This window comes from Ferrovibrio sp., assembly GCF_019636075.1.
GTDB lineage: Bacteria > Pseudomonadota > Alphaproteobacteria > Ferrovibrionales > Ferrovibrionaceae > Ferrovibrio.
In genome coordinates this window covers 37284-63542 of sequence record NZ_JAHBYG010000021.1, presented here as the reverse complement: position 1 = coordinate 63542, position 26259 = coordinate 37284, and the positions used below count along the sequence as shown (strand labels likewise).

The following is a 26259-nucleotide window of genomic DNA, read 5'->3' as shown; positions in this document are numbered from 1 at the left end:
AAACTATTACGGCAAATATACATGATAAAATTTTGATATTTATAGATTTTATCATGCTAACCTCTCCCATTTTCAACACCCCGTTCTGGGGCTCTATAGACTGATGCTGAATCATCGTGCGGCACTGATGGTTTCGCGGTCAACGCGGGCGCGCAGCACGGCAATCAGGCCGGCCACGCCATTGCTGTTGATCAGCGAGGCGAATTCATTGCGCTGGGTGAGCGACATGCTGACCCCTTCCAGCGCCAGATCGATCACGGCAAAGCGCTGGTTGGTTTCGCGCACCCGCCAGTCGCATTGCACCGGCTGGCCGCTGGCCACGTCGATCCGGGTGCTAACCACGGTATCGGCATCGCCGGCGGCGCGCAGGCCGGTTATGGCGAAGCCGCGCACCTGGAAGCCGGCCAGCCGGCGGGCATAGGTGCGCAGCACGAATTCGTTGAAGGCGTCGTGATATTCCGAGGCCTGGTCGGGGTTGAGGTCGCGGTAGGAGCGGCCCAGAACGAAGCGGGCGATAAAATTCAGGTCCAGGCCCTGGCCCAGAAATTGGCGGTATTGGGCTTCGCGTTGGCTGATCGTGCCGGGTTGGCTCTGGATCGACAGCAGCAGCCGGCCCATCTCGTCTATATAACGGCCGGCGGCCTGCTCGTCGGCGGCCTGGGCGGGGGCGACCATGGTGGGGCTGGAAGCCAGCAGCAAACTGGCTCCGGCGGCAAATGCCGCGCCGAGAAAACCGCGCCTGCGCATCATGTAACCCGATTGGGCAGCACTGGGTTTCATGGACCTGTGCGGACGAATCATGGATTGTCTCCTCACGTTGCCGCAGACTACCCACTGCCAGACGGCGAGGAAAGAGTGGGGGCCCAACAAGACCGTGACTGCAATCACGGTCCATATCCCAGATATGGTAGCATTCTGTCAGGGTTGCGTAGCCCAGTCCGCGACTGAAAGTGAATTTTTTAAATTAAATAAACATATTTTATTAAATAAAATCATATAATTAATTAATATATATAAACTTATTTATCGATTTAATCGACGTTTCATCGAGGCTGCCATCAAAAATATTAAAAAGCCGACCTGCGCATTTACCGGCGCTTAAGGGCCGCGTGGTTTTCTAGGCCCCGAGAGATGAGTAGAGCCCATGATGAAAGCCCTGGGGATTTAGTCGCATGAACATGATGAGCGGTCTCGGCCGTCCGCGTTTGCAAACCATGTTGAGCGCGGGCCAGGATGCACTGCGGATTCAGCAGGAGCTTGCCGGCCAGCGTACCAACTTGGTGGCCGAGCTGCTGCGCGACGAAGGCGAGTTCTTCGAGCATGAACATTACCCGGACGGGGACGTGTTCGACCCGATGACCGGCGCGCAATATTATTACCATGCTCATCGGGGTGATGGGCGTGAGCATGGCCACTTCCATGTCTTCATGCGGCCGCATCATCTGCCCGAGAGTTTCGAGCCGGTGCGCCATACCCGGCCCGGGGTGGGCCGGTGTGCCGGCGAGCGCAAGGTCGGTCGCTGCTGGCCGCGGGGCGATGCCGCGCTGGCTCATATCGTGGGCATCAGCATGGACAATTACGGCCTGCCGGTGCGCCTATTCACAGTCAATCGCTGGGTTACCGATGAGAGCTGGTTCTCGGCGCGCGATGTGATCGCCATGCTGGACCGCTTCGACCTGCGCCATGGCTATCCGTCGTCTGGCCTGAACCGCTGGATGGTGTCGATCCTGCGGCTGTTCCAGCCCGAGATCGCCGAACTGATCCGCCGCCGCGATGCCGCCATCGAGGCTCGCGCCAAGGCCAATCCGCGCGCCGATGCCCTGGAAGACCGCAGCCTGGAAGTGACCGCCAGTATCGATATCTCGGTGGAGCGCCGGGTGCGCCAGTTGCGCCGCAGCCTGAACGGCTAGCCCCCCAGGCTTTAACGCAGATAACAGGCTTCAGCGCAGATAACAGGCTTCAGCGCAGATAGCCGAGCTGGCGCCATTCGGCATAGCCGTCGCGGAAGGCGGCATAGGATTCCCACACGCGGCGGAAATTCGGGTTGGCGGCATTCTGTTCGGCCACCACCTTGCGCCAGGTGGTTTCAAAGGCGCTCATCAATTCCGGCGACCAGGGGCGGATATTCGCCCCCTTCTTACGCAGGGCAGTAAGAGCGGCCGGCTGGGCGGCCTCGCCATCGGCCAGGCTGTCCTGCAGATTGGCGGCACAGACCGTGCCGACAGCCTCGCGCTGGCGGTCAGACATCTTCTCCCATACCGTCGGGTTGAAGGCCAGCAGATGGATGGTCAGCGGCTGGTGCCAGCCGGGCAGGTAGTAATTGGGCGCCACCTTGTAGAACCCGACCCGCAGGTCGATCGCCGGCACAGAGAATTCGGCGCCATCCAGGCTGCCATTCTGCAGGCCGAGGAAAACCTCGCCACCCGGCGCCAGCACGGTATTGGCGCCCAGCTTGCGCAGCACCTCGCCACCCAGGCCGATAATGCGGATCTTCTGGCCGCGCAGATCGTCAACCGAGTTGATCTCCTTGCGGAACCAGCCGCCGCCCTCGGCCGGCAACAGGCCGCAGGCAACCGGCACGATATTGTTGGCGGTGAAGAGCTCAGTCATCAATTGCTGGCCGCCGCCATGATGCAGCCAGGCCAGATACTCGGCGGCGCGCGGGCCGAAGGGCAGGCCGACGAAGAAAGCGAAGGCGCTGTCTTTTTCCACCCAATAGCTGGCCGAGGTCCAGCCCGCGTCAACTTCGCCAGATGCGACGGCGTTCAGCACTTCGTTGGCCGGCGCCAAAGCGCCAGGCTCGTGGAATTTCAGGTCCACCTTGCTGTCGGTGAATTGCGCGATGCGCTGGGTGGTGCTCACGCCCAGGCTGCCCAGCAGCGGCGAGCCAGAGGCATAGGAACTGGCCATGCGCAATTGCATCGGCATATCGGGCGCTTCCACCTGCGCCACGGGCAGGCTGCGCTCGGTTTGCACGGCAGGGATCGGCGTTGCATTGCGCACGGTCATGTAGCCGAGCCCCAGGGTGAGGCCCACGAAGAACATGCCCACGGCGATCAAAAATACGCGCACCATCGCTGGTTACGAAGCTCCTGCCCGTATACTCGCGGAAAAACAGGGAGCGACCTTAAGCGTATCCCCCCGGCCTTGGCAACTGGGCATAGCGGAGACATTGCGCAAGGCGCGTCTTTGCAAACACGTATTGCGCGTATTGCTGTTGCATTGCAGCGCAGACTGCCCGCTTCCGGGCGGACCGCGAAGCGCCTATTCTGAAGGGCGTGAAGCCAGCTCTGGTTTCAACATTGGCAAGGTATGGCGATGATTGCGCTTTATCGTCTGGTCGCCCGACTGGCTGCCGCGCTGGCTGGCTTGGCCGCCTTATGCGCGCTGCTGGCGGGGGTGATCCTGTGCGCCGATCTGGTGTTGCAGACCTTTGGCGCCGATGAGGCGCCGCCGGGCTGGGGCCGGCTTTACATGTTGTTGATCCTGATCGCGGCCTGCATGGCCGTGCCCCATGGTTTCATGGCCGGCACTCATACATGCGTGCAGGGAATGGCCGCGCGGTTTTCCTGGCATGGCCAGCAAGCGTTGAAGCTTTTGGCGGCCTTGCTGGGATTGGTGCTGATGCTCGCCGTGCTGGGCATCGGCTGGCTGGCTGTGCGAAAGGCCGGCCTGCCGCTGACGATTGCTCTGCCGCCGTTATTGGGCGCGGGCGGCGCGGCCCTGGCCTGCATGCTGCTGCTCTGGCGCCATCTGTGGGCTTTGCGCAAAGGCACCGATGCCCTGGAAACGGAGGGCAACTGATGCAGGCGATGCTGATCGGCGTTGCCGGTTTCTCCGCCGTGCTGGGCTTGCTGCTGCTGCGCGTGCCCGTGGCGGTGGCCTTGGGCGTGGCAGGCCTGGCGGGTGTTGTGTGGCAGCAGGGCTGGGGCCATGTGTTGCTGCTGCAGACCGGGTTGGATGTCGCTGTGATAGACGGCCTGGCCGTGGTTCCGCTGCTTGCGATGATGAGCACGATTGCCAGCCATGCCGGCCTGTCGCGGCAGATTTATGATGCCGCCCTGGCCTTGCTGGGCCATTGGCGCGGCGGACTGGCGATGGCAAGCCTGCTGGCTGCCGCGGCATTTGCTGCGGTTTGCGGCTCGGCGGTTGCGGCGGCTGCCACCATCTGCCGTGTAACCTTGCCCGATATGCGCCGGCGCGGTTATGCCGATGGATTGTCGGCCGCCAGCATCGCCGCCGGCAGCACGCTGGGCCTGCTGCTGCCGCCTTCTATCCTGCTGATGTTGTATGCCCTGCTCACCGGCCAATCGCTGGGCAAGCTTTATGTTGCCGCGCTGCTTCCAAGCCTGTTGGGGCTGTTGTTGTATATGGCGGCGACCCGGATCGGCCTGCGCGGCGGTGCGAAAGCGGCAGCGACCAAGCTGCCGGCGCAATCCTGGGCAATGCGCGGGCGGCAGCTTGCCGCGATCTGGCCGTTGCTGGTGCTGTTCGTGGTGGTGATGGGTGGGCTGTTCATCGGCCTGCTGCCCAGCCAGGCGGCAGCGCTGGGCCTGGTGGCGGCGCTGGGCTTCGCCCTGGCCGCCGGCACACTGACCGGCCCGCGCTTCAAGACCGCGCTGCTGGAAGCCGCGCAGACCACCGGCATGGTGATGCTGGTTCTGCTCGGCGCGCTGTTTTTCACGATGTTTCTATCGGCTGCGCAGGTTCCGCAGGTGTTGGCGGGCGAATTGGCGGCAAGCGGCATCAATCCGGTCCTGTTTTTGCTGCTGTTGGCGCTCGGCTATTGGCTGCTGGGCAGCATGATCGACGATCTGGCGGTGATCGTGCTGACTCTGCCATTCGTATTCCCGATGGCACAGGCGCTGGCCATCGACCCGATCTGGTTCGGCATCTATCTCGTCACCATCGTGGAGATCGGCCTCATCCTGCCGCCCTGGGGCATGCTGCTTTTCGTGATCCAGGGCAGCAGCGGTGTGAAGGCCACGGCGATCATGCGCGGCATGCTGCCTTTCATGGCGGCCAATCTGTTGCGCGTGGCGCTGCTGATCGCGTTTCCGGCACTGGCGCTCGCGCTGCCCGGCCTGATGCATTAAACGCTGCTTTTGCCGCGATAAGGCTTGAACCAGTTCAGGCTGGTTTCGGTGCGATCTGTGGGCTTGTATTCCGCACCCACCCAGCCGGCATAGCCCAGTGCATCCAGCTTGCGAAACAGGTAATCGTAATTCAGCTCGCCAATATCGGGTTCGGCGCGATCGGGCGGATTGGCCACCTGCACATGGGCGATCAACGGCAATTGCCGTTCCAGCCGCATGCTCACATCGCCATGCAGCACCTGCACGTGATACATGTCGAATTGCAGATGCAGGTTGGGTGCCTTCAGTTCCTTCAGCACGGTTTCGGCGTAATCGTAATCCTGCAGGAAATAGCCGGGGATATCGCGGCCATTGATCGGTTCGATGGTAAGGGCCACGCCGGCCTGGCGGGCCTGTTCGGCGGCCCAGGCCAGGTTGTCCATGTAACAGGCCTGCAACAGACGGCGCTCTGCCTTCTCAGGCACGATGCCGGCCATCACATGCAGCAAGGGGCAGCCGGTGGCGGCGCAATAGTCCAACGCGCGGCCGATGCTGGTGCGGAAATCGCGGCGGCGCTCGGGCAGGGCGGCCAGGCCGCGCTCGCCGGCCTGCAGATCGCCCGCCGGGCTGTTCATCAGCGCCATCCGCAGGCCGTTGTCGCGCAGGGCGGCTGCCACCGCTGCGGGTGCGTGTTCGTAAGCCGACATGAATTCCACCGCCATGAAGCCCTGCTCGGCGGCGGCGGCAAAACGGTCCATGAACGCCAGATTCTGGAACAGGAAGGTCAGATTGGCGGCAAAGCGCGGCATCGATGAATCCCGTTACGGCGAAATCCTGTGGCTTTTCCGCAGCATGTCATTCCTGCTATCCATTGGGCAAGGGGCCGCCGCTGCGGTGGCTTTTACCAATATGGGGTTTGCGTGGCCGCAGGGGGTATGAGTTTGCAGCGCGAGGCCGGTGGTGCGCAGTTGCGCCTAACCGGAACCTGGACCCTGCCGGAAGCAGCACGCCTGGCCCGTGGTATCGAGGCCCTGAGCCTGCCCAAGGGCGAACGCCTGGGCATCGAGGCCGGCGGGCTGGAGCGGCTGGATACCGCTGGCGCCGTTCTGCTCAATCGCCTTGTCGGCAAGCTGGGCAAGCAGGCGGATGTTCACTGGCAGAATCTCAAGCCCGAACATCAGGTGCTGCTGGATTACGTGACCAACTGCAATCCGGCCGCCGCCGCGCCGCCGCCCAGCGATAACGGCCTGGTGCGTTTCATCAGTCATCTCGGCTGGCTGGCGATTTTCTTCCTGCGCGAGGCGCGCCGCTTCATCGCCTTCATCGGCCGGGTGGTGGAGGCCGCGGTGATGACGATGCTGCGTCCGCGCCGGCTGCGCCTGACCTCCACGCTGTTTCACATGGAACAGACCGGCCTCAATGCATTGCCCATCGTGGGGCTGATATCCTTCCTGATCGGCGTGGTGATGGCTTATCAGGGCGCCGATCAATTGCAGCAATTCGGTGCCGAGGTTTTCGTGGTCAATCTGGTGGCCGTGTCGGTGTTGCGTGAATTGGGCATCCTGCTTACCGCCATCGTGGTGGCCGGCCGTTCGGGCAGCGCCTTCACGGCGCAGATCGGCAGCATGAAGGTGAATGAGGAGGTGGATGCGATCCGCACGCTCGGCCTCGATCCCATCGAGGTGCTGGTGCTGCCGCGCGTGCTGGCGCTGATGCTCACGCTGCCGCTGCTTACCTTCTTTGCCGATATCATGGGCTTGCTGGGCGGCGCGCTGATGGCCTGGGTGGCGCTGGATATCACGCCGTTCCTGTTCTTCGAGCGCCTGCACGAAGCCGTGACGATCTGGAGCTTCCTGGTCGGCATGATCAAGGCGCCGGTCTTTGCCGCGCTGATTGCCATGGTGGGCTGCTATGAAGGCCTGCGGGTGAAGCGCGATGCCGAAAGCGTAGGCCGGCTCACCACGCGCTCGGTGGTGCAGTCGATCTTCCTGGTGATCGTGGCGGACGCACTCTTCTCGATCTTCTTTTCGGCCATCGGTGTATGAGTATGACCAAGGATGTTGCCATACGCGTGCGCGGCCTGGTCAACGCCTTCGATGGCTTCAAGGTGCATGACGGGCTGGACCTGGATGTGATGCGCGGCGAGGTGCTGGGCGTGGTGGGCGGATCGGGCACCGGCAAGTCCGTGCTGCTGCGTACCATCATCGGCCTCAACCAGCCGCAGGCCGGCAGCATCGATCTGCTGGGCAGCGACATGATCGGCGGCGACGACGCAGCACGGCGCAACGCGCGCCAGCGCATCGGCGTATTGTTCCAGGATGGCGCGCTGTTTTCCTCGCTCACCGTGGCGCAGAATATCCAGGTGCCGTTGAAGGAATTCTACAAGCTGCCCGACGATCTGTTGCAGGAGATCGCGGCCGCCAAAATCCGCATGGTCGGGCTGCCGGATTCCGCCGGCGGCAAGATTCCGTCGGAGCTTTCCGGCGGTATGCGCAAACGCGCCGGCCTGGCCCGTGCCTTGGCGCTGGATCCGGAAGTGGTGTTCCTCGACGAGCCGACGGCAGGGCTGGACCCGATCGGCGCGGCGGCTTTCGATACCCTGGTGCGCGACTTGCAGAAGGCATTGGGCCTCACGGTGTTCATGGTCACGCATGACCTGGACTCGCTTTATGCCATTTGCGACCGGATCGCCGTGTTGGCCGAAAAGAAGGTGCTGGCGGTGGGCCCGCTGCCCAGTCTGCTGGGCCATCCGCATCCCTGGATCCAGGAATATTTCCATGGCCCGCGCGCCCGCGCGGCTGCCACGACTGCCGAAGCCGCAGATGCGGCGGGCAGTGCTGCAAAGGAGAGCTGAGACGATGGAAACCCGCGCACATCATTTGCTGATCGGCGGTTTCGTGCTGCTGTTCCTGCTGGGCATCATGGGCTTTTCGCTCTGGCTGGCGAAAGCCCAGGTCGACCGCGAAGTGGCCCGCTACAACATCTTCTTCACCGGGTCGGTGGCCGGCCTTGGGGTTGGCGGCGATGTGCGCTTCAACGGCATCAAGGTAGGCCGAGTCAGCCAGATCAGCATCAACCGCGAGGATACATCGAAAGTGCGTGTCACCGTGGATGTGTCGGCCGATACGCCGATCCGGCAAGACAGCCTGGCCAGCCTGGAATTGCAGGGCATCACCGGCATTTCCTATGTGCAGATCGGCGCCGGCTCGGCCTCGGCGGCTTTTCTGCCGGCGCGCAATTCCAGCGATCCGGACCAATTGCCGGTGATCCAGTCGAAAACCTCGGCAATCGCCGAATTGTTCGAGGCGGCGCCCGATCTGCTCAGCCGTGCCGCGCGCGTGCTGAGCGATCAGAATATCGAGAATGTAGGCGGCATGATCGGCGATATCCGCCAGGTGACCCAGGCAATCGCCAGCCGGCAGGAAACCCTGCTGCGCGCCATCGATGGGTTCGATCGCACCGCCGCCGATATCGCGATTGCGGCGCGGGCTGCACGCGATCTGGCGCAGAAGGCCGACAGCCTTGTCGGGGAAGCGGAAAAGACGCTGGCGGCCACGCGCGGGGCGGTGGATACCGCGAATACGCTGCTGGCCGGCGAGGGCGCCGATACATTGCGCGAGACCCGCACCACAATGGCCGAATTCGGCAAGACCGCGCAGAAGCTGGATGGCGTGCTCACCGATATCGGCGGCCTGGTGGGCGACATGCGCGGCGTGGTGGACGAAAACCGCGCACCGCTGAATGCCATGGCCACCGATGGCGTGGGTGAATTCCGTCGATTCATATCCGAGGCGCGTATTCTGGTGGCCAGCCTGGCGCGCGTGGCGCAGCGGCTGGAAGACGATCCGAGTGCTGTGCTGTTTGGCAATCGCGATGCCGAGTATCGCGGAGAAGGAGGCCGGCGATGAAGCCGCTAAACCACCGTCGCAGTTTTTTGGGCCTGCTGGCTGCCAGCAGTGCCGTTCTGCCGCTTTCAGCCTGTGGCGGCATCCTGCCGCAGGCGCCGCCCTCCAATCTCTACACGCTGTCGCCGAAGACCACCTTCATCGACACATTGCCGCGCGTCACCTGGCAATTGGTGGTGGAGGAGCCCTATGCGGCGGGCGGGCTGGATACCCATCGTATCGCCATCATGCCTAATCCGTATGAAGTGAAATACTATGCCGAGGCGCGCTGGGCCGAACGTGCGCCGCGCATGGTGCAAACCCTGCTGATCGAGAGCTTCGAAAATACCGGCAAGATCACCGCCGTGGGCCGGCAATCGGTGGGCCTGCGTTCGGATTTCAATCTGAAAAGCGAATTGCGGGAATTCCAGGCCGAACTGACCGGCACCGACCCGGTGCCCACGGTACGGGTGGCGATCAATGCCAAGTTGATCGTGCAGCCGCAGCAGGCAATCGTTGCCTCGGTGAATTTCGAGGAAAAACGCCGGGCCAAGGGTGCTAGCGTGCTGGATGTGGTTGAGGCCTTTGACGAAGCGCTGGGCCGGGTGCTGCGCGAAACCGTGCAATGGGCGCTGATCACTGGCAAAAAATAACCGTTTTTTGAAGGGGAGGCTTGAGATCAACCGGGTTGATCCACGTCAATGCACTTGCCATCAGCCATGGCAGACTACATCTGATAAGAACGCGTTCCATGCTGATGGAGACTCCCAATGAACACGACCTATCGCGACATTCTGTTGCATTTGACCGACGATCCGCGCAGCAAGGCAAAAATCGATGCGGCGCTGGGGCTGGCGCGGCGTTTCGGGTCGCATCTGATCGCGCTTTATACCCTGCCGCCGCCGGTGATGCCGTATTACACAGGCGAATTCATTCCCACCGAATTCATCCAGAAGCAGGTGGACGAAGCCCAGGCGGTGGCCAAGGCGACCCATGCGGCATTCGAAGCGGCCGCCAAACGCGAAGGCGTGGCGGTGGAATGGATCGAAAGCGAATGGCCGGCGCTGGATGCGGTTTCGGTTTATGGCCGTGCGGTGGATTTGGTGCTGGTAGGCCAGCCGGATCCTGAACCGACCGACTCTGCGCCTCAGGCGCCAGGTCTGTCTGTGCTGCCCCATGAACTGGCTTTGCGCGCCGGCCGGCCGATCCTGGGCCTGCCTTATGCCGGCAACCTGCCGGCCAAGCTTGGCGAGAATATCTTGATCGCCTGGAATGGCAGCCGCGAAGCCACCCGTGCGGTGCATGATGCGATGCCTTTCCTGCTCGGTGCCAAGAGCGTGACTGTTTATGGCATCAATGCCGACCGTGATCGTGGTACCCCCGGCGCCGATCTGGCCCGCCATCTGGCGCGCCATGATGTGAAGGTGGAGGTGAGCAACACCGTTGTGTCGGATATCGAAGTGGGCGAGGCGCTGCTGTCTGCCATCGCCGATCGGAGTGCCGACCTGCTGGTGATGGGCGCTTATGGCCATTCCAGGCTGCGCGAGATGGTGTTCGGCGGCGTGACCGAAACCATCCTCGACAGCATGACCGTGCCGGTATTGTTCAGCAATTGATTCCGGCGTGACGGGTTATCGCGATCTGCTGCTGCATCTGGACGATGTCGGCAGCAACCACAACCGTATCCGCGTGGCCATCGATCTGGCTGCGCGGTTCGGTGCGCATCTCACCGGCTTCCATTCGCTGCGTCCGGCGCCGCAGGTGCGTCATTACCTCCCGAGCGAACTCATAGACCGGCATCGCAAGAATGTTGATGGGCGGGCCGCAACCCTGCGCCGAGAATTCGAGGCCGCCTGCCTGGCGGCGGGCCAGCCTTGCGAATGGCTGCAAAGCGAATTGCCGCCGATTGCCGGTATGAAGCTGGCTGGCCGCGTTTGCGATCTGGCCATTCTGGAAAAGGCCGTGGTGGCGACAGACGCGCCTGCGGATGCCTGGTATGGCGAACCGATGCTGCCGCATGAACTGGGCCTGCGGATGGGCCGGCCGGTTCTGGTGCTGCCCACGGGCGCAGACATAGATGCCGCCAATCTGGGCCAGCGCGTTCTGGTGGCCTGGAATGGCAGCCGCGAGGCCAGCCGTGCCGTGCATGATGCGCTGCCGCTGCTGGCCAAGGCTGCGCATATCCAGCTGCTGTGCATCGATGCGGATGAAACCGGCGGCACGCCCGGCGCCCTGATGGTGCGGCATCTGGCCCGCCATGGCGCCAAGGTGGAGCTGGCCAGCCAGGCATCCGGCGAGGAGCCGGTGGAAGCCATCCTGCGCGACAGCATGCAGCGTTACGGTATGGATTTGCTGGTGATGGGGGCCTATGGCCATTCGCGGCTGCGCGAGATGGTGTTCGGCGGCGTTACCGAGGCCATCCTCGATGGCTTGGAAAAGCCGGTTTTGTTCGGCAATTGATGCGGTTTGCCTGAAGCTGCGGGCATAGGTTAGTATGGCTCATGCGCTTGTCCGCCCCTGAATCCCGATTGCTGGTGATCGACGTGCAGCAACGGCTGCTGCCGGTGATGGCCGATTCCGCGCGCGTGGTGGAGCGCAGCCGGATCATGCTGGCGGCGGCGGCGGCCATGAATGTGCCGGTGCTGGCCACCGAGCAATATCCCAAGGGGCTTGGGCCGACGGTGCCTGAATTGCTTGAGCCGCTGGGTAGCGCGCCGATTTTCGAGAAGCTGCATTTTTCTGCCTATGCCGAGCCGCCGGTGCGCAACATGCTGCGCGAGGACGATGGCCGGCGGCAGATCGTGGTGCTGGGCATCGAGGCCCATGTCTGCGTGCTGCAGACCGTGCTGGACCTGCTGCAACATGAGTATCGGGTATTCGTGGTGAGCGACGCGATCTCTTCGCGCAGCCGCGACAGCGTGGCTTTGGCCGAAGCCCGCATGCGCCAGGCCGGCGCTATATTGGTGAATGCCGAGATGTGCGTTTTTGAATGGCTGGGGCAGGCCGGGCATCCGCAATTCCGCGCCCTCAGCAAGCTCATCAAATAGGGTAAACGGATCAAATAGGAGAATGGTGCATGGCGGCGCGTCCGTCCCTGGTGCTGGTGCCTGGGCTGTTGAACAATCACGATCTCTGGCGCGAACAGATTCAGCGCCTGAGCGATATCGCCCATTGCCTGGTGCCGAGCGGACAATACGACCAGGATAATGTGACCGACATGGCGCGCGCCGTGCTGGCCGAGGCGCCAGACCGCTTCGCGCTGGCCGGGCTTTCCATGGGCGGTTATATCTGCCACGAAATCATGCGCCAGGCGCCAGAGCGGGTGGAGCGGCTGGCGTTGCTCGACACTTCGGCACGGCCCGACAGCCCGGAACAGACCCAGCGCCGCCGCAGCTTCATCCAGTTGGCCAGCCTGGGCAAGTTCAAGGGTATCACGCCGCAATTGCTGCCGTTTCTGCTGCATCCCAAAAACGTGAATAACAGTGCGTTGGTGGATCGCCTCACCGCGATGGCGGATTTCATCGGCGTGGAGCGTTTCGTGAAGCAGCAGACCGCCATCATGGGCCGGCCCGACAGCCGGCCGCAATTGGCCCGATACGACATGCCCTGCCTGGTGCTGTGCGGTGAGGCCGATGCACTCACGCCGCCAGAGGTGCATGAAGAAATGGCAGCGCTGATACCCAAAGCCAGGCTGGCCATCGTGCAGGATGCCGGCCATATGGCGCCGATGGAGCGTGCCGGCAAGGTTGCCAGGCTGCTCAGGGATTGGCTTAAGGCCTAAAGCCCGCTCGAAAGCCGCAAGGCGGTTTCCGCCGTGGCAATAGCCACGCGGTTTCGCCCCATGCGTTTGGCATCATGCAGGGCCATATCGGCGCTGGCGCAGAGGCGTTCCCAATCCGGCGCGATATCGTTGGGTTCCAGCGCCGCAACGCCGATGCTTACCGTGGCTGGTACTGTGCCGCTGCCGGTTTGCAGCGGCGTTGCTTCGATGGCTAACCGGATGCGTTCGGCCAGCAGGGCGGCGCCATGCGGATCCGTCTGTGGCAGGATCACGCAGAATTCGTCGCCGGCCAGCCGGCCGATCCGATCCTCCTGGCGCAGTACGCCACGCGCCACCGTAACCAGGTGGCCCAGCCATGCATTGCCCACGGCTTGGCCATAGCGTTCGTTGATGCGGCGGAAATGATCGATATCCAGCAGCAGTACCGAAAGCAGGTTGCCGTGGCGCCGGCTGCGCGAGATTTCGGCGGCGCCGGTTTCCGCCAGACTGTCGCGGTTGAGCGCGCCGGTGGCCAGATCGATCTGATGGGTTTCGATTAGCCTTAACCGCAACCGCTGATTCACCAGCAGAATCCAGGCAAAGGCGATCAGGGCCGAACCGGCGGTGGGTAGCAGGAAGGTGATGACGCCGAGCCAGCCGCTGGCAAACAGCCCGGGTGGAATATCCTGCCGCGAGGCCAGAAAAAACCGCAGCGCATAGAAGCTGGCGATGCTGAGATAGGCAACGATCGCCAGGCCTTGCGCCGGCCACATGGATGGCGGCGTGCGCTTTGTCAGGCTGAGCGCGTTGATCAGGCTGATCAGCGACAACAGCGCCGATATCACCATCACGCGCTTGACGAAATTTTCCTGGCCCGGGCCATAGAAGATAATCGAACCGACCAGAATCGCCAGAATGATGCCGATGCCCCAGGCGTAGCTCGGGCGCTGGTTGAAGAAATGCTGATTACCCCACCAGGCCAGCACAAAGCCGGTGATCAATACGGTATTGGCGCCGACGATGGAAAGTATATCCGGGATCGTGCCGCGCAGCAGCAGGCCGGCCAATCCCAGGCTGGGCAGGAAATACGACGCAATCCAGAATAGCAGCGCGGTTTCCTTGCGGTCGCCCAGCCACATCATCAGCAGCAGGCCGCACATCAAACCGAAAATCAGCAACGACATGAACGACAATGTCGTCACATCGAGGGTGATGCTCATGCTGCTGCTGCCTTACGCTGCCTGGATGACTGTTTGGCGCCGCATTGGCTCCGGCTCCAGGCTACAACTCCGCCCAGGCAGGCTCAAGGCGCTCAAGACAAGAAGGCTATGCGGTTATACGTCGATCTCGCCGGCGAAGCGGGCATTTTCCTGGATGAACTGGAAACGCATCTCGGCCTTGCGGCCCATCAGGCGTTCCACCAGGTCGCTGGCTTCCTCGGCGATTTCAGACTGCACCTGAACCCGCAGCAAGACGCGGTTCTTCGGGTTCATGGTGGTTTCCTTCAACTGCGCGGGCGGCATTTCGCCCAGGCCCTTGAAGCGGCTGACTTCTACTTTTCCGCGACCGGAGAAGGTTGATTTCATCAATTCGTCTTTATGGGCGTCATCGCGCGCATAGGCGGTCTTGCCACCCTGGCTGAGGCGATACAGCGGCGGCTGCGCCAGATAAAGATGGCCGTTGCGGATCAGGCTGGGCATCTCGCGGAAGAAGAACGTGATCAGCAGCGAGGCGATATGCGCGCCGTCCACGTCGGCGTCGGTCATGATGATGACCTTCTCGTAGCGCAGATCCTCGTCGCGGTATTTGGTGCCGGTGCCGCAACCCAGCGCCAGCACCAGATCGGATAATTCCTGATTGGCGGCGAGCTTGCCCACGCCGGCCGAGGCCACGTTCAGGATTTTGCCGCGCAACGGCAGGATGGCTTGGGTCTTGCGCTCGCGGGCCTGCTTGGCCGAGCCGCCGGCGCTGTCGCCTTCCACGATGAAGATTTCGGTGCCGCCGGCGCTGTCTTCGCTGCAATCGGCCAGCTTGCCCGGCAGGCGCAGCTTGCGGGTGGCGGTCTTGCGGCCGACTTCCTTTTCGGCCCGGCGCCGCAGGCGTTCTTCCGCCCGCTCGATGATGCGCACCAGCAGGGCCGTGGCCTGCTGCGGCGCGCCGGCCAGCCAATGGTCGAAATGATCCTTGATCGCGGTTTCCACCAGTTTCTGCGCTTCCACGCTGACCAGCTTTTCCTTGGTCTGGCCCTGGAATTGCGGTTCCTTGATGAACAGCGAGAGCATGGCGGTGGCGCCGCTCATGATGTCGTCGGCGGTGATCTGGCTGGCGCGCTTATTCCCGGTCAGGTCGCCGTAATCCTTGAAGCCGCGCAGCAGGGCCGAACGGAAGCCGGCCTCGTGGGTGCCGCCTTCCGGGGTGGGCACGGTATTCACATAGGCATTCAGCCAGCCATCGCCGATTTCCTGCGGCCAATGGATCGCCCATTCCACCTGGCCACGCTCGTTGGCCAATTGCGCACGGCCGGCAAACGGCGTGGGTGTGATGGTGGACTGGCCTTCCAGCGCCGCTTCCAGATAATCGCGCAGGCCGCCGGGAAAATGCAGCGTGGCCTCGGCGGGCGTGTCGTCGCCATTGAGGATCAATTCGGCAGCGCATTTCCAGCGAATCTCGACGCCGGGATACAGGTAAGCCTTCGAGCGGGCCATGCGGAACAGGCGGCCGGGGCGGAAATGCGCGCCCTTGCCGAAAATCTGCTCATCGGGATGGAACAGCACGGTGGTGCCGCGCCGGTTGGGGGCGGCGCCCACCTTGCTCAGCTTGTTCTGCGGCGTGCCGCGCGAATAATCCTGCCGCCAGAGTTCGCGGTCGCGCGCCACTTCCACGGTCAGCCGGTCAGACAGCGCATTCACCACAGAGATGCCCACGCCATGTAGGCCGCCGGCGGTGGAATATACCTTGTCGGAAAACTTGCCGCCGGAATGCAGCGTGGTGAAGATCACTTCCAGCGCCGACTTGTCCTTGAACTTGGGGTGCCGGTCGATCGGAATGCCGCGGCCGTTGTCGCTCACCTTCAGCGCGCCATCGGCCAGAAATTCCACTTCGATGCGGTCGGCATGGCCGGCCACGGCCTCGTCCATGGAATTATCCAACACCTCGGCGAACAGATGGTGCAGGGCACGCTCATCGGTGCCACCGATATACATGCCGGGGCGGCGGCGCACCGGCTCCAGGCCCTCGAGAACCTCGATATCCTTGGCGGTATAGTCGGAGCCGGTCTTGCCGGCATTCTGGAACAAATCGGTCATCTGACTCATGCTTCGCGGTATTTCGGGTTGGCGCTATACTGCAAAGCCGGGCGGCTGTATAGGCTTGCCCGACTCGGAGGCCACTATATGTAGTGGCTTATAGCCGGTTTTCCGCGATTGCGAACAGGTTTTTACCAAAGCAGGGGTGCGATATGAGCGAGGCAGCGGACAAGGTTGAGCGCGGCGAGCCGGTGATCCGCAGCGCGCCGATGCCATCCGACATGAACAGCAATGGCGATATTTTCGGCGGCTGGGTGCTCAGCCAGATGGATATCGCCGGCGGCATCGTAGCCGCGCGGCGCAGCCAGGGACGCACCGTTACCGTGGCGGTGGATGCCATGACCTTCCACCAGCCGATCAAGGTGGGCGATGTGGTTTCGATCTACGCCCGGGTGATTCGGGTGGGGCGCAGTTCCATGGCGGTGAGGATGGAGACCATTGTGGTGCGTCGGCTCGATCCCGGCGAGATCAAGGTGACCGAGGGCACCTTCACCTATGTGGCGATCGACGAGAATGGCCGGCCGCGTCCGGTTCCGCCCGAGGCGCAGGTGTCATGATCAAGCCGCCGCCGCTGGGCTGGCTTGCCGACGAGATTCAGGCACCCAGCCTGCTGGAGCTCAATGCCTGGTACAATGCCGCGCGCGGCGCCAATCCGCTGGCGCCTGTGGATGCCGTGGGCAAGCTGACCGCGCTGCCGGCCGCCGATGATCTCGGTTTGGTGGAGATCATGCCCGATGGCAGTTATCTCTACCGCCAGATCGGCCCGGCTTATGCCAAGCTCTCCGAGCTGCGCCCCGATGCCGATGGCCTGACCCGCGAAACCCGCGCGGTGATGCGCCAGCATCTCGATCTGGCTTGCAGCGAAGCGAAGCCTTTCCATGTCAGCATCACGCGCTGGGACGGCCCGCGCATTCTGCAATACGACCGCCTTATCCTGCCGCTTGGCGATGCAGGCGGCATCATCAGTCATCTACTGATCGGCGAAGCCTTCCTGCGCGTGGCGCGCGGGTAAGGTTCAGAGCATCAGCCGCGCCGCCGTTTCCTCGCGGCCCAACGCGGCCATCACGTTGAAGATCGGCGGCGACACCTTGCTGCCGGTCAGTGCCATACGCAGCGGCTGGGCGGCTTGGCCCAGCTTGATGCCTCGCGCTTCGGCGAAGTTGCGCACGGCGGTTTCGGTGGCATCTGCGGTCCAGTCGTTGCAGGCGGCAAGCGCTGCGGCCAGATCGGGCAGCAGCGCGGTATTGTCGCCGAGCAATGTTTTGGTGGCGGCGGCATCCGGGCGGGTGAACAGGAACAGCATGGCATCGGCCAGTTCGTTCAGGTCTTTCGCGCGCTCTTTCGCGGCGGGCAGCAACGCTTTCACGCGCGCGGTTTCATCCTCGCTCAGCGCACGGTTCAGCCGCTTCTCGGCGCTGATGAAGGGCAGCAGGGCAGCCAGCAACTCATCCTCCGGCGTGGACCGGATGTAATGGCCGTTGAGATTGCCCAGTTTCACGAAATCGAAGCGCGCCGGCGAACGGCCGACATGATCCAGCCCGAACCATTCGATGGCCTGGGCGGTGGAAATGATCTCCTCATCGCCATGGCTCCAGCCCAGCCGCAGCAGGTAGTTGCGCATGGCAGCCGGCAGATAGCCCATATCGGCATAGGCATCCACGCCGAGCGCGCCATGGCGTTTCGACAGCTTTGCGCCATCGGGGCCATGGATCAGCGGCACATGGGCGAAATCCGGCACATCGAAACCGGCGGCGATATAGAGTTGCGTCTGCCGCGCTGCATTGGTGAGATGGTCGTCGCCGCGGATGATATGGGTCACGCCCATATCGTGGTCGTCCACCACCACGGAGAGATTGTAGGTCGGTGTGCCGTCCGAGCGCAGGATGATCAGGTCATCGAGCTGCTCGTTCTGGAAGGTCACGTCGCCCTGCACATGATCCTTGATGATCGTGCTGCCCTCGCGCGGCGCCTTGAAACGCACCACCGGCTTCACGCCGGCCGGGGCATCGGCCGGATCGCGGTCGCGCCAGGTGCCGTCATAGCGGATCGGGCGGCCTTCCGCCTTGGCCTTGGCGCGCATCGCTTCCAGTTCTTCCGGGCTGCAATAGCAAAGATAGGCCTTGCCCTCGGCCAGCATCTTGCGCGCCACCTCGGCATGGCGGTCCATGCGTGAAAACTGCATCACCACCTCGCCATCCCAATCCAGGCCGAGCCAGCGCATGCCCTCGAAAATCTTTTCGATGGCATCGGGCGTGGAGCGCGCGCGGTCGGTATCCTCGATGCGCAGGCGGAAGGTGCCGCCATGGTGGCGGGCGAACAGCCAGTTGAACAAAGCGGTGCGGCCGCCGCCGATATGCAGGTAGCCAGTGGGCGAAGGCGCGAAGCGGGTGACGACTTTCATGACCTGTTCCTGAAATCAAATCCGGGCCGCCTTTTAACATGCTTGCCCAAGCCCTGGCGAGGCGGCAGCATCGCGTCATGATTGCAGCGGGAACCATAATTCGGCATCTGGGAGGCTTGGCCGGCAGGCTGGGCCACGAATTATGGGCTTTTTCAACGCCGCAGGGCCTGCTGGCGGCTTTGCTGGCCGAGCGCGAACGCTGGGTGCTGTGGCTGCCGGTCTGCCTGGGGGCGGGGATTGCGCTGTATTTCGCCTGGCCCTGGCCGGTGGCGCCCAAGCCGTTGACCTGGATGGCCGGCCTTTGTCTGCCTGGGCTGGCCTGGCTGTTTCGCAGGCATCCTGGCTGGGCCGCGGCCGCGCTGCCGACTTGGCTGATGCTGTTCGGTTTTGCCCTTGTGGCTTCGCGGGCCGACACCCTGGCGGCGCCGGTGCTGGAGCGGCGCATGCCGGCGGCCATGCTGGAGGGCCGGCTGGTATTGGTGGAGCCGCGCGACAATGGCCATCGCCTTACCATTGCTGATCCGCGTATCGAAAGGCTGGCACCGGAGCAGACGCCACGCCGCGTGCGGGTCACCCTGCGCCAGAATGGTGAGGCGGGCGGCGAAACGCTGTTGGCCGGCCAGATGGTGCGGCTGCGTGCCGTGCTGGCGCCACCGCCCGAGCCGAGCATGCCTGGTGCTTATGATTTCGCGCGCGCGGCATGGTTTCAGCAATTGGGCGCGGTGGGTAATGCATTGGGCGTAGTGGAGGTGCTTGCGGAGGCACCGCCGGAAGGGGTTTGGCAACGCGCCGCACTCTGGCTGGAAGCGACGCGGCAGAGCCTGACCGCGCGCATCCTGGCGCCGATCGGCGGCGCGGAAGGCGCGATTGCCGCAGCCTTGATGACCGGCGTGCGCGGCCCGATCCCGGAAGACGTGGACGATGCCTTCCGCGATTCCGGGCTGGCGCATATCCTTTCGATCTCGGGCCTGCATCTGGTGCTGGTGGGCGGTATCCTGTTCGCCAGCCTGCGCGGCCTGATGGCTCTCTGGCCTTGGCTGGCGCTGCATTGGCCGGTCAAGAAGATCGCCGCCATCGCGGCCTTGATCGGCACGGCGGCTTATATGCTGCTGTCAGGCTCGGCGCTGCCGACCCAGCGCGCCTTCGTGATGGTGGCCTTCGGCTTTTGCGCCATTCTGCTGGACCGTCGCGCCATCTCGCCGCGCAGCCTGGCCCTGGCGGCCTTGTTCATGCTGCTCTGGGCGCCGGAAAGCCTGCTCGATGCCGGTTTTCAGATGAGTTTTGCGGCTGTGGCCTGCCTGATTGCGGCCTATGAAGCATTGGAAGCCAGACTCACGCGCCTGCGCAGTCAGGCCGGCCCGGTGAAGATCGCCTTGCTGTGGATCGGCGGCGCCATGCTCACCAGCCTGGTGGCGGGTTTCGGCTCTGGGCTGTTCGCAGCTTATCATTTCAACCGGTTCGCCGATTATGCGCTGGTGGCCAACCTGCTGGCTTCGCCGCTGGTTTCCTTCATCGTTATGCCGCTCACCATGGCGGCCTTTGCGCTCATGCCGCTGGGGCTCGAAGCCCTGGCCCTGATTCCGCTGGGCTGGAGCATCGACCTGCTGATCGACTTGGCGGTGTGGGTGGCGGGCTGGCCGGGTGCGGTGGCGATGATACCGGCGATGCCAGGCTGGGCCTTGCCGGCCATCGGCTTCGGCCTTGCCTGGCTATGCCTGTGGCGGCGCGGCTGGCGCTGGCTGGGCCTGGCGCCGATCATGCTGGCATTGGCGATGCCATTCATCCAGCCCAGGCCGGATCTGCTGATCAGCAGCGATGCCGGCCGTGTCGCTTTGCGCGGGCTGGAGCCGGATCGTTATCATTTTTCCAGTGGCGGTGCGCGTGTGCCGCCGACGGCATTCGAGGCGGAAAGCTGGTGGCGGCGCCTGGGCGGGCCGGAGCTTTCGCCCTGGCCGAATGTGCGGCGTGGGCAACATGGCAGCGCCGATGGCGTGCTGCGCTGCGATGAGGGCGGCTGCACTGCGCGGCTGAAAGGCTGGCTGATCGCAATACCCCGCAGCGAGGCGACAGCGGAAGCCGATTGCCGCCATGCCGATATCGTGCTGACGAATTTTCCGCTGCGCGGCCGGTGTGCCGCAGCCAGGATCGTGGTGGATCGGTTCGATGTATGGCGCCGCGGGGCGCATGCGGTTTATCTGCCGGAGCGGAATGCCGGCTGGCCGCGGGTGGTTACGGTGGCGGACGAGCGGGGGAGGAAACCCTGGGTGAAGAGCATCTCAACCAGAGAGTCTTCTCCGCGCCGCTCGCGCCCAGATAACAACAGCGCCGATCAATAACGGCGCCGATTAACAAAGACGCCGATCAATAAAGACGCCGATCAATAACGGCGCAGCAGCCCCACCAGGCGACCCTGCACCTTTACCCGGTCGGGGCCGAAGATGCGGGTTTCGTAGGCGGTGTTGGCAGCTTCCAACGCCACCGAGTTGCCCTTGCGGCGCAGGCGCTTCAGGGTCACCTCGTTTTCATCCACCAGGGCCACCACGATGGTGCCGTTCTCGGCATTCTCGGTACGCTGGATCACCACGGTGTCACCATCCAGAATGCCGGCTTCCACCATGGAATCGCCGGCCACTTCCAGCGCGTAATGATCGCCATTGCCCAGCAGGCCGATCGGCACATCGATCTGGGTCGACATATCGCGCAACGCCTCGATGGGCGTGCCGGCGGCGATGCGGCCATAGAGCGGCAGGGTGACGATATCGCGTGCGTTGAACGGGCTGACCGTGACCGGCGTGCCCTGCATCGGCGAGATTTCCGCGCCCAGGCCGGCACCGGCACGGGGCATCAGGCGGTTGCGGGCCGGTGCGCGCGGGGGCGGGGCGCCGATGCCGCCGCGATTGGGCACGGCGGAATCCGGCAGGCGCAGCACTTCCAGCGCGCGGGCACGATGGGCCAGGCGGCGCAGGAAGCCGCGTTCCTCAAGGCCGGTGACAAGGCGATGGATGCCGGATTTCGATTTCAGCTTCATCGCCTCCTTCATTTCCTCGAAGGAAGGGGAAACCCCGGAGGTTTCCAGCTTTTCATGGATATACATCAGCAGGTCGTGCTGCTTGCGAGTCAGCATGGCGAACTCCCCTTGGCTTGCGGCCGTTGGCTTAAGGACCGATCCAGCCCCTCCGGCGCCGTATTTGGGATCGGGCGCCGGAGTTTGGGCGGGCTGGATCGGAACGAAATTGAAACCCACGAAATGTTCTAAGTAGGTTCCTCAAATGGGTCAAGCAGAATTTTCCACAGGCTGTGGATTGGCTACCCCCAGGCACCCCGGATTTTCTCCCTACTTGTTCTGTATCAGCACGTTAGCGGTTCTCCTGGAACATTCGCGCGCCGGCCCGAAGCTGTGGAGAGATTCATTCGGCGTTAACGTCCTGCCAAGATTTGCGGCTCATGCTCGGTCCCGGTTCGACGAATCGGCGGCAGGAGTGGAGTATGAGCGAAGCATTGCGGTTGCGCCCCCATGGTATGTCTCGGGTTGAAAGCCCCATCCAGGCCAGCCAGGCCTATGGCGCCGCCCAGATGCGGGCCATGCCGGGTGTGCGGCTGAACGGCGCCGGCAAGGCTGCCAAGGCGCGGCAATCCGATGCCGGCCTGTTGGGCCATTGGGCGCTTTGGGCGGCGGTGATCGGCCTGCTGGGCGGCGGCGTGGTGCTGGGCGCCAGTTTCACCAGCGCGCCCAAGCCGGTGCGCATCTTTCCGGTTCCGGTGACGCAGCTTCAGCCTGGTTCGCCTGCCGCCTCGCAAGCCGCCATTCCGCAAGCACAGGTGCGACCGCATACCGCCAGCGATGCCGCCGCCTATCATCCTCCCACCATTATCATGAACAGCAATACGGGCGTCGGCCGGCTGATCCCGGGCGAGAGTGAGCGAGAGGCGCTTGCCCCGCCGCCGCCGCCGGCGTCGTTGCCGGGCGGCGCCGAAGCGCAGGCAATGCCGACCGAATTGTCGCCTCCCGCCGCGATTGCCGAGCCATCGAAGCAGCAGGTGGCCGAATTGGCTGCTCCCCCGGCGGTACAACAGCCGGCGGTACAACAGCCGGCGCTGCAACAGCCGGCGCAATCCAAGCCGGCGGGTAAATCCGCCCCCATGCCGGTTGCTGCAATTGCAACGCCGCCGGCCTTGTCGGCGCAGACTTCGGCCCCCACGGCAGGCGGCGAACGCTGGCGCAAGCTTGGCGTGCCGATGCCGGCAGGCGCCAAGCCGCCTTTCATCGCCATCGTGATCGACGATATGGGCCTGGCGCGGCGCAACTCCACCCGTGCGGTGGCTTTGCCGGCACCGTTGACGCTGTCTTACATGAGCTATGCGCCCGATCTGCCGGAGCAGACGGCTGCGGCGCGCGCGGCGGGCCATGAATTGATGCTGCATCTGCCGATGGAGCCGCTGGATGTGAAACGCAACAATCCCGGCCCCTATGCGTTGCTGGTGAATCAGGATGAGGGCGAATGGCGCCGCCGCACATTGTGGAGCCTGGATCGCTTCGAGGGCTTTGCCGGCGTGAACAACCATATGGGCAGCCGCTTCACCGCCGATGCCCAGGCGATGGGCATCGTGCTGTCGGAAATCCAGAAACGCGGCTTGTTCTGGCTCGACAGCCTGACCGGCCCGCGCTCTACCGGCGTGGCCCAGGCCGGCCGGCTGGGCATGGCCTCAACCGGCCGCGACCTGTTTCTGGATGATGAACGCGATGCCGAAGCCGGCGTGCCGGCGCAATTGGCTATTCTTGAGCGGATCGCCCGCGAACATGGCGATGCCATTGGCATCGGCCATCCTCATGCGCAGACGCTGAGCGCCCTGGAACGCTGGCTCGTGGAGGCGCCCAAGCGCGGCTTCACGTTGATTTCGGCGTCGGCGATGCTGCAGCATCGGCTGGAGAAGCGACAGGCTCAACATCAGTAGACCAGTCGGCGTCGTAGGCGTCGCGCTCATAGGCCTCAATGTCGCTGATGGTGATTTCCACCTCGGCGACCTGGCTGGGATTGTAGCGCGACATCGCTTCGTCCACGCGGATGCAGCCCAGCAGATGGTCGATGGTTCTGCCATCGGTCGATAACGGCAACAATAATCGCGCATAGCGGATATAGGGCCGGCCGGCCAGATGCAGGGTGTTCTTGCGATACTGCACCTTGCGTTCGAAGGCGGCGATGCAAAAGGCTTCGTCGAAGAATTCGCGCAACGGGCTGATCACTGCTTCGTCCAGCCAGCGGCCATGCAATTTGGCCTGCATCATATGCTCTACTTCCGCACCGGCCAGCCGATAGCGGAAGCGCTGGGCAACGCGATCCACTTCGATCACGAAGATTTCCGGCAGCAGATGGCGCAGGGCGAGCGGGTCGAGGCGTTCGCGCGGCGGCGGCAGCCGGCCGGCCTTCAGGCGCAGCCAATGCAGGTAGAGCCAGCGTAGCTGCGGCTCGTCGATATACTCGGCAAACCGTTTGTCCATTTTCTGCCTCTGCCGAATTCTTCGTGCAGGGGAAGTATTTCACGCCGGCGGTTGCAGTGGCAATTCACAAACTGCGTGACAGCGGTCACGCTTCGCCCATGGCGCGTTTCAACCGCTCGGCATCGTAATTCTCGCCGATGGACAATGCACAAATACGCGAGATATGCCCGCGCGGCAGGCCGCTTTCCTTGGCCCATTGATTGAAACAGGCCTGGATTTTGCGCCGGTCGGATTTGCTGGTCGGGTTCTCGGCAATCTCAACCCCGGCATCGCGCAGGCAGAGCGCAACGTCGCGTGAAATCACAAAACCGTCCCATCCCAGAAAGCGCAGCAGATACTGCCCGGTATTGCCGCCCAGCCGGCTGCCGCGCTTGGCCAGCAGATCCATCAGGCCGATCTGGTCGTCGGCCGGCCATTGCGCCAGGAATTTGCCGAAGCTGCCATGTTCGCGGGCAATGTCCTGCAGGAACAACGCATTGTCGCGCACGGTCATGATCTTCTGGCCGTTGCGCACGATGCGCTTGTCGGAGGTCAGCTTTTCCCAGAACTCATCGGGTTTGTGCAGCAGTTTGCGCGGCTCGAAACCCAGGAAGGCGGCTTCGAAGCCGTCCCATTTGGCTTCGATGATGCTCCATACGAAACCGGCGGAGAAAACCCGCTTGGTCATTTCCGCCAGCGCACGGTCGTCGGTGAGTTTCAAAAGCGCTTTGGGCGAGGGCGGCTTGGGCAGCAATTCCGCCAGGGCCTTCTCGCCGCCTTTGCGTTTGGCGGCCCGGGCCCGGATGGTCTTGAAGGCTGTGACCATGGCCGATCTCCCTATTGGCGGCGCCCCGGCGTTTGTGCCAGACGCTCGGCTTCCTGCGCGGCACGGATCAGCGCCTTGGCCTTGTTCTCGCATTCCACATGTTCCGACAGCGGGTCGCTATCGGCCACGATGCCGGCGCCGGCCTGTACATACATGGTGCCATCCTTCACCAGCGCGGTGCGCAGGGTGATGCAGGTATCCATCGAGCCGTTGGCGGAGAAATAGCCCACGCCGCCGGCATAGAAGCTGCGCCGCACCGGCTCCAGTTCGTCGATGATTTCCATCGCCCGCACTTTCGGGGCGCCGGACACGGTGCCGGCGGGAAAGCCGGCGAACATCGCATCCAGCGCATCGAGTTCTGGCCGGATTTTGCCTTCCACGTTTGAAACGATGTGCATCACATGGCTGTAACGCTCGATGGTGTTGCGTTGCGTCACGCGCACAGTACCGATCTGCGACACGCGGCCCACATCGTTGCGGCCGAGGTCGAGCAGCATCAGATGCTCGGCCAGTTCCTTCGGATCGGAAAGCAGGTCTTCCGCCAGGGCGGCGTCTTCCTCGGGCGTGGCGCCACGTTTGCGGGTGCCGGCGATGGGCCGGATGGTCACCGTCTCGTCGCGCAGCCGCACCAGGATTTCCGGGCTGGAGCCGACCAGGCAGGGCCCGCCGAGATCGACATAGAACATGAAGGGCGAAGGGTTGGTGCGGCGCAGGGCGCGATACAGCGCAAATGGCGGCAGCCGGAACGGCAGGCTGAAGCGCTGGCCCACCACCACCTGGAAAACATCGCCGGCTGCAATGTATTCCTTCGCCTTGGCCACCATCGCCATGTAGTCGTCCGGCGTCATGTTGGATTGCGGTTCGGGCAGGGCATCCAGATCGGCGATCTGGTCGCGGGCGGAACCCAATGGGCGGTCGAGATCGGCCACGATATCGGCCAGCCGTTCGGAGGCCAGGTTATAGGCCGCGCGGGCATCCATGCCGGCCTGCGGGCGCACCGGGGTAACCAGCGTGATGGTATCCAGCACGGAATCGAAAATCGCCATCACGGTGGGCCGCATCAGCAGCGCATCGGGCAGGCCGATCGGGTCGGGATTGCTGTCGGGCACGCGGGGCTCGATCAGCCGGATCATGTCGTAACCCAGATAACCCATGATGCCCGAGGCCATCGGCGGCAGGCCGGCCGGCAGGTCGATATGGTTTTCCTTCAGCAGCCGCTTCAAGGCTGGCAGGGTGGGTTCCGGGCAGGGCTCGAAGGCTTCCGCATCAAACCGTGCGCGACGGTTCACTTCCGCCTTCTGGCCCTTGCAGCGCCACAGCAGATCGGGCTTCAGGCCGATGATGGAATAGCGACCGCGCGTGGCGCCGCCTTCCACGGATTCCAGCAGGCTGGAAAACGGCCGCCCATTGGCCAGCTTGAGAAAGGCCGAAACCGGCGTTTCCAGATCGGCCACCAGGCTGGTGGACAATACCTGCGCTTCGCCCGCCATGTAGCGCTGGGCGAAGGCAGCGTAATCGGGCGTCAGCTTCAT

The 26259-nt window shown here is 63.6% G+C and carries 25 protein-coding genes; 15 read left to right on the top strand and 10 right to left on the bottom strand.

The genetic code is table 11. The annotated features are described in order from the left end of the window. Nucleotides 1-111: 111 nt before the first annotated feature. Nucleotides 112-801 (bottom strand): ABC transporter substrate-binding protein, encoded by a 690-nt coding sequence (locus tag KF827_RS10725; protein WP_291004751.1) that lies wholly within the window; start codon nucleotides 799-801, stop codon nucleotides 112-114. Between the two features lie 371 nt (nucleotides 802-1172). Between KF827_RS10725 and KF827_RS10720 the strand changes: the two genes are divergently transcribed. Further along, entirely contained in the window at nucleotides 1173-1910 is a 738-nt protein-coding gene (locus KF827_RS10720) for a hypothetical protein (protein WP_291004748.1), read from the top strand. A gap of 49 nt (nucleotides 1911-1959) precedes the next feature. Here KF827_RS10720 and KF827_RS10715 read toward each other — a convergent pair whose 3' ends face one another. Then, nucleotides 1960-3075 carry a TRAP transporter substrate-binding protein gene (locus KF827_RS10715; RefSeq protein ID WP_291004745.1) on the bottom strand — a complete coding sequence of 372 codons (1116 nt, stop codon included), beginning with the start codon at nucleotides 3073-3075 and terminating at the stop codon, nucleotides 1960-1962. 243 nt (nucleotides 3076-3318) lie between these two features. Between KF827_RS10715 and KF827_RS10710 the strand changes: the two genes are divergently transcribed. After that, entirely contained in the window at nucleotides 3319-3804 is a 486-nt protein-coding gene (locus KF827_RS10710) for a hypothetical protein (protein ID WP_291004742.1), read from the top strand. Then, nucleotides 3804-5096, top strand: coding sequence for a TRAP transporter large permease (locus KF827_RS10705; RefSeq protein WP_291004739.1), 1293 nt, complete (start codon nucleotides 3804-3806; stop codon nucleotides 5094-5096). Before KF827_RS10710 ends, KF827_RS10705 begins: the two co-directional genes overlap by 1 nt. On the opposite strand, the gene otnI is transcribed toward KF827_RS10705, so the two are convergent. Continuing rightward, nucleotides 5093-5884, bottom strand: a complete 792-nt coding sequence (gene otnI, locus KF827_RS10700; RefSeq protein ID WP_291004736.1) for a 2-oxo-tetronate isomerase — start codon at nucleotides 5882-5884, stop codon at nucleotides 5093-5095. The genes KF827_RS10705 and otnI overlap by 4 nt on opposite strands. Before the next feature lie 126 nt (nucleotides 5885-6010). Here otnI and KF827_RS10695 point away from each other — a divergent pair, with 126 nt between their 5' ends. The 8 genes from KF827_RS10695 (at nucleotide 6011) to KF827_RS10660 (ending at nucleotide 12740) form a co-directional block, all read left to right on the top strand. Next, nucleotides 6011-7120 (top strand): ABC transporter permease, encoded by a 1110-nt coding sequence (locus tag KF827_RS10695; RefSeq protein ID WP_291004733.1) that lies wholly within the window; start codon nucleotides 6011-6013, stop codon nucleotides 7118-7120. Between the two features lie 2 nt (nucleotides 7121-7122). Continuing rightward, a complete protein-coding gene (locus KF827_RS10690; RefSeq protein WP_291004731.1) occupies nucleotides 7123-7929 on the top strand; it encodes an ABC transporter ATP-binding protein in 807 nt (268 codons plus the stop codon). A gap of 4 nt (nucleotides 7930-7933) precedes the next feature. Then, nucleotides 7934-8983, top strand: coding sequence for an MlaD family protein (locus KF827_RS10685; RefSeq protein ID WP_291004728.1), 1050 nt, complete (start codon nucleotides 7934-7936; stop codon nucleotides 8981-8983). Further along, nucleotides 8980-9612: an ABC-type transport auxiliary lipoprotein family protein gene (locus KF827_RS10680; protein ID WP_291004725.1), complete on the top strand. Its 633-nt coding sequence runs from the start codon at nucleotides 8980-8982 to the stop codon at nucleotides 9610-9612. The genes KF827_RS10685 and KF827_RS10680 overlap by 4 nt, the downstream gene beginning before the upstream one ends. A gap of 117 nt (nucleotides 9613-9729) precedes the next feature. Next, nucleotides 9730-10575, top strand: coding sequence for a universal stress protein (locus KF827_RS10675; protein ID WP_291004722.1), 846 nt, complete (start codon nucleotides 9730-9732; stop codon nucleotides 10573-10575). A gap of 7 nt (nucleotides 10576-10582) precedes the next feature. Further along, complete coding sequence (locus KF827_RS10670) at nucleotides 10583-11419, top strand: universal stress protein (RefSeq protein WP_291004719.1); 837 nt, start codon at nucleotides 10583-10585, stop codon at nucleotides 11417-11419. A gap of 41 nt (nucleotides 11420-11460) precedes the next feature. Further along, nucleotides 11461-12006 carry a hydrolase gene (locus KF827_RS10665; protein WP_291004716.1) on the top strand — a complete coding sequence of 182 codons (546 nt, stop codon included), beginning with the start codon at nucleotides 11461-11463 and terminating at the stop codon, nucleotides 12004-12006. Nucleotides 12007-12035: 29 nt separating this feature from the next. Continuing rightward, nucleotides 12036-12740 carry an alpha/beta hydrolase gene (locus KF827_RS10660; RefSeq protein WP_291004713.1) on the top strand — a complete coding sequence of 235 codons (705 nt, stop codon included), beginning with the start codon at nucleotides 12036-12038 and terminating at the stop codon, nucleotides 12738-12740. On the opposite strand, the gene KF827_RS10655 is transcribed toward KF827_RS10660, so the two are convergent. After that, nucleotides 12737-13939 carry a GGDEF domain-containing protein gene (locus KF827_RS10655; RefSeq protein ID WP_291004710.1) on the bottom strand — a complete coding sequence of 401 codons (1203 nt, stop codon included), beginning with the start codon at nucleotides 13937-13939 and terminating at the stop codon, nucleotides 12737-12739. The genes KF827_RS10660 and KF827_RS10655 overlap by 4 nt on opposite strands. A gap of 114 nt (nucleotides 13940-14053) precedes the next feature. Beyond that, the gene (gene parE, locus KF827_RS10650) at nucleotides 14054-16024 is read right to left on the bottom strand and encodes a DNA topoisomerase IV subunit B (protein ID WP_291004707.1); all 1971 of its coding nucleotides are present in this window, start codon (nucleotides 16022-16024) and stop codon (nucleotides 14054-14056) included. A 152-nt stretch (nucleotides 16025-16176) separates the two neighbouring features. On the opposite strand from parE, the gene KF827_RS10645 reads away from it, so the two are divergent. Both KF827_RS10645 and KF827_RS10640 read left to right on the top strand, forming a co-directional pair. Beyond that, nucleotides 16177-16581, top strand: coding sequence for an acyl-CoA thioesterase (locus tag KF827_RS10645; RefSeq protein ID WP_291004704.1), 405 nt, complete (start codon nucleotides 16177-16179; stop codon nucleotides 16579-16581). Then, nucleotides 16578-17036 carry a hypothetical protein gene (locus KF827_RS10640; RefSeq protein WP_291004701.1) on the top strand — a complete coding sequence of 153 codons (459 nt, stop codon included), beginning with the start codon at nucleotides 16578-16580 and terminating at the stop codon, nucleotides 17034-17036. The genes KF827_RS10645 and KF827_RS10640 overlap by 4 nt, the downstream gene beginning before the upstream one ends. 3 nt (nucleotides 17037-17039) lie before the next feature. On the opposite strand, the gene gltX is transcribed toward KF827_RS10640, so the two are convergent. Next, the gene (gene gltX, locus KF827_RS10635) at nucleotides 17040-18425 is read right to left on the bottom strand and encodes a glutamate--tRNA ligase (protein WP_291004698.1); all 1386 of its coding nucleotides are present in this window, start codon (nucleotides 18423-18425) and stop codon (nucleotides 17040-17042) included. Between the two features lie 77 nt (nucleotides 18426-18502). Here gltX and KF827_RS10630 point away from each other — a divergent pair, with 77 nt between their 5' ends. After that, nucleotides 18503-20761 (top strand): ComEC/Rec2 family competence protein, encoded by a 2259-nt coding sequence (locus KF827_RS10630; RefSeq protein ID WP_291004695.1) that lies wholly within the window; start codon nucleotides 18503-18505, stop codon nucleotides 20759-20761. 41 nt (nucleotides 20762-20802) lie between these two features. Here KF827_RS10630 and lexA read toward each other — a convergent pair whose 3' ends face one another. Next, a complete protein-coding gene (lexA, locus tag KF827_RS10625; protein ID WP_291004692.1) occupies nucleotides 20803-21549 on the bottom strand; it encodes a transcriptional repressor LexA in 747 nt (248 codons plus the stop codon). A 362-nt stretch (nucleotides 21550-21911) separates the two neighbouring features. On the opposite strand from lexA, the gene KF827_RS10620 reads away from it, so the two are divergent. Further along, entirely contained in the window at nucleotides 21912-23378 is a 1467-nt protein-coding gene (locus tag KF827_RS10620; protein ID WP_291004689.1) for a divergent polysaccharide deacetylase family protein, read from the top strand. Here KF827_RS10620 and KF827_RS10615 read toward each other — a convergent pair. From KF827_RS10615 to trpE, 3 genes are all read right to left on the bottom strand, one after another. Beyond that, on the bottom strand, nucleotides 23311-23922 hold the full coding sequence (locus KF827_RS10615; protein ID WP_291004687.1) for a PAS domain-containing protein: 612 nt from the start codon (nucleotides 23920-23922) through the stop codon (nucleotides 23311-23313). The two genes, KF827_RS10620 and KF827_RS10615, sit on opposite strands and share 68 nt — an antisense overlap. A gap of 85 nt (nucleotides 23923-24007) precedes the next feature. Further along, a complete protein-coding gene (locus KF827_RS10610; protein WP_291004684.1) occupies nucleotides 24008-24727 on the bottom strand; it encodes a DNA-3-methyladenine glycosylase I in 720 nt (239 codons plus the stop codon). An 11-nt stretch (nucleotides 24728-24738) separates the two neighbouring features. Then, nucleotides 24739-26259 carry an anthranilate synthase component I gene (trpE, locus tag KF827_RS10605; protein ID WP_291004681.1) on the bottom strand — a complete coding sequence of 507 codons (1521 nt, stop codon included), beginning with the start codon at nucleotides 26257-26259 and terminating at the stop codon, nucleotides 24739-24741.

What these genes read in the sequence shown, in the direction of transcription:
- KF827_RS10680 (WP_291004725.1), top strand. Translation starts at nt 8,980, where the DNA reads ATGAAGCCGCTAAACCACCGTCGCAGTTTTTTGGGCCTGCTGGCTGCC.
- KF827_RS10660 (WP_291004713.1), top strand. Translation starts at nt 12,036, where the DNA reads ATGGCGGCGCGTCCGTCCCTGGTGCTGGTGCCTGGGCTGTTGAACAAT.
- KF827_RS10690 (WP_291004731.1), top strand. Translation starts at nt 7,123, where the DNA reads ATGACCAAGGATGTTGCCATACGCGTGCGCGGCCTGGTCAACGCCTTC.
- KF827_RS10615 (WP_291004687.1), bottom strand. Translation starts at nt 23,922, where the DNA reads ATGGACAAACGGTTTGCCGAGTATATCGACGAGCCGCAGCTACGCTGG.
- gltX (WP_291004698.1), bottom strand. Translation starts at nt 18,425, where the DNA reads ATGAAAGTCGTCACCCGCTTCGCGCCTTCGCCCACTGGCTACCTGCAT.
- trpE (WP_291004681.1), bottom strand. Translation starts at nt 26,259, where the DNA reads ATGAAGCTGACGCCCGATTACGCTGCCTTCGCCCAGCGCTACATGGCG.
- KF827_RS10720 (WP_291004748.1), top strand. Translation starts at nt 1,173, where the DNA reads ATGAACATGATGAGCGGTCTCGGCCGTCCGCGTTTGCAAACCATGTTG.
- KF827_RS10630 (WP_291004695.1), top strand. Translation starts at nt 18,503, where the DNA reads ATGATTGCAGCGGGAACCATAATTCGGCATCTGGGAGGCTTGGCCGGC.
- otnI (WP_291004736.1), bottom strand. Translation starts at nt 5,884, where the DNA reads ATGCCGCGCTTTGCCGCCAATCTGACCTTCCTGTTCCAGAATCTGGCG.
- KF827_RS10610 (WP_291004684.1), bottom strand. Translation starts at nt 24,727, where the DNA reads ATGGTCACAGCCTTCAAGACCATCCGGGCCCGGGCCGCCAAACGCAAA.
- KF827_RS10725 (WP_291004751.1), bottom strand. Translation starts at nt 801, where the DNA reads ATGATTCGTCCGCACAGGTCCATGAAACCCAGTGCTGCCCAATCGGGT.
- KF827_RS10620 (WP_291004689.1), top strand. Translation starts at nt 21,912, where the DNA reads ATGAGCGAAGCATTGCGGTTGCGCCCCCATGGTATGTCTCGGGTTGAA.
- KF827_RS10695 (WP_291004733.1), top strand. Translation starts at nt 6,011, where the DNA reads ATGAGTTTGCAGCGCGAGGCCGGTGGTGCGCAGTTGCGCCTAACCGGA.
- KF827_RS10640 (WP_291004701.1), top strand. Translation starts at nt 16,578, where the DNA reads ATGATCAAGCCGCCGCCGCTGGGCTGGCTTGCCGACGAGATTCAGGCA.
- KF827_RS10685 (WP_291004728.1), top strand. Translation starts at nt 7,934, where the DNA reads ATGGAAACCCGCGCACATCATTTGCTGATCGGCGGTTTCGTGCTGCTG.
- KF827_RS10655 (WP_291004710.1), bottom strand. Translation starts at nt 13,939, where the DNA reads ATGAGCATCACCCTCGATGTGACGACATTGTCGTTCATGTCGTTGCTG.
- KF827_RS10665 (WP_291004716.1), top strand. Translation starts at nt 11,461, where the DNA reads ATGCGCTTGTCCGCCCCTGAATCCCGATTGCTGGTGATCGACGTGCAG.
- lexA (WP_291004692.1), bottom strand. Translation starts at nt 21,549, where the DNA reads ATGCTGACTCGCAAGCAGCACGACCTGCTGATGTATATCCATGAAAAG.
- KF827_RS10715 (WP_291004745.1), bottom strand. Translation starts at nt 3,075, where the DNA reads ATGGTGCGCGTATTTTTGATCGCCGTGGGCATGTTCTTCGTGGGCCTC.
- KF827_RS10710 (WP_291004742.1), top strand. Translation starts at nt 3,319, where the DNA reads ATGATTGCGCTTTATCGTCTGGTCGCCCGACTGGCTGCCGCGCTGGCT.
- KF827_RS10705 (WP_291004739.1), top strand. Translation starts at nt 3,804, where the DNA reads ATGCAGGCGATGCTGATCGGCGTTGCCGGTTTCTCCGCCGTGCTGGGC.
- KF827_RS10645 (WP_291004704.1), top strand. Translation starts at nt 16,177, where the DNA reads ATGAGCGAGGCAGCGGACAAGGTTGAGCGCGGCGAGCCGGTGATCCGC.
- parE (WP_291004707.1), bottom strand. Translation starts at nt 16,024, where the DNA reads ATGACCGATTTGTTCCAGAATGCCGGCAAGACCGGCTCCGACTATACC.
- KF827_RS10675 (WP_291004722.1), top strand. Translation starts at nt 9,730, where the DNA reads ATGAACACGACCTATCGCGACATTCTGTTGCATTTGACCGACGATCCG.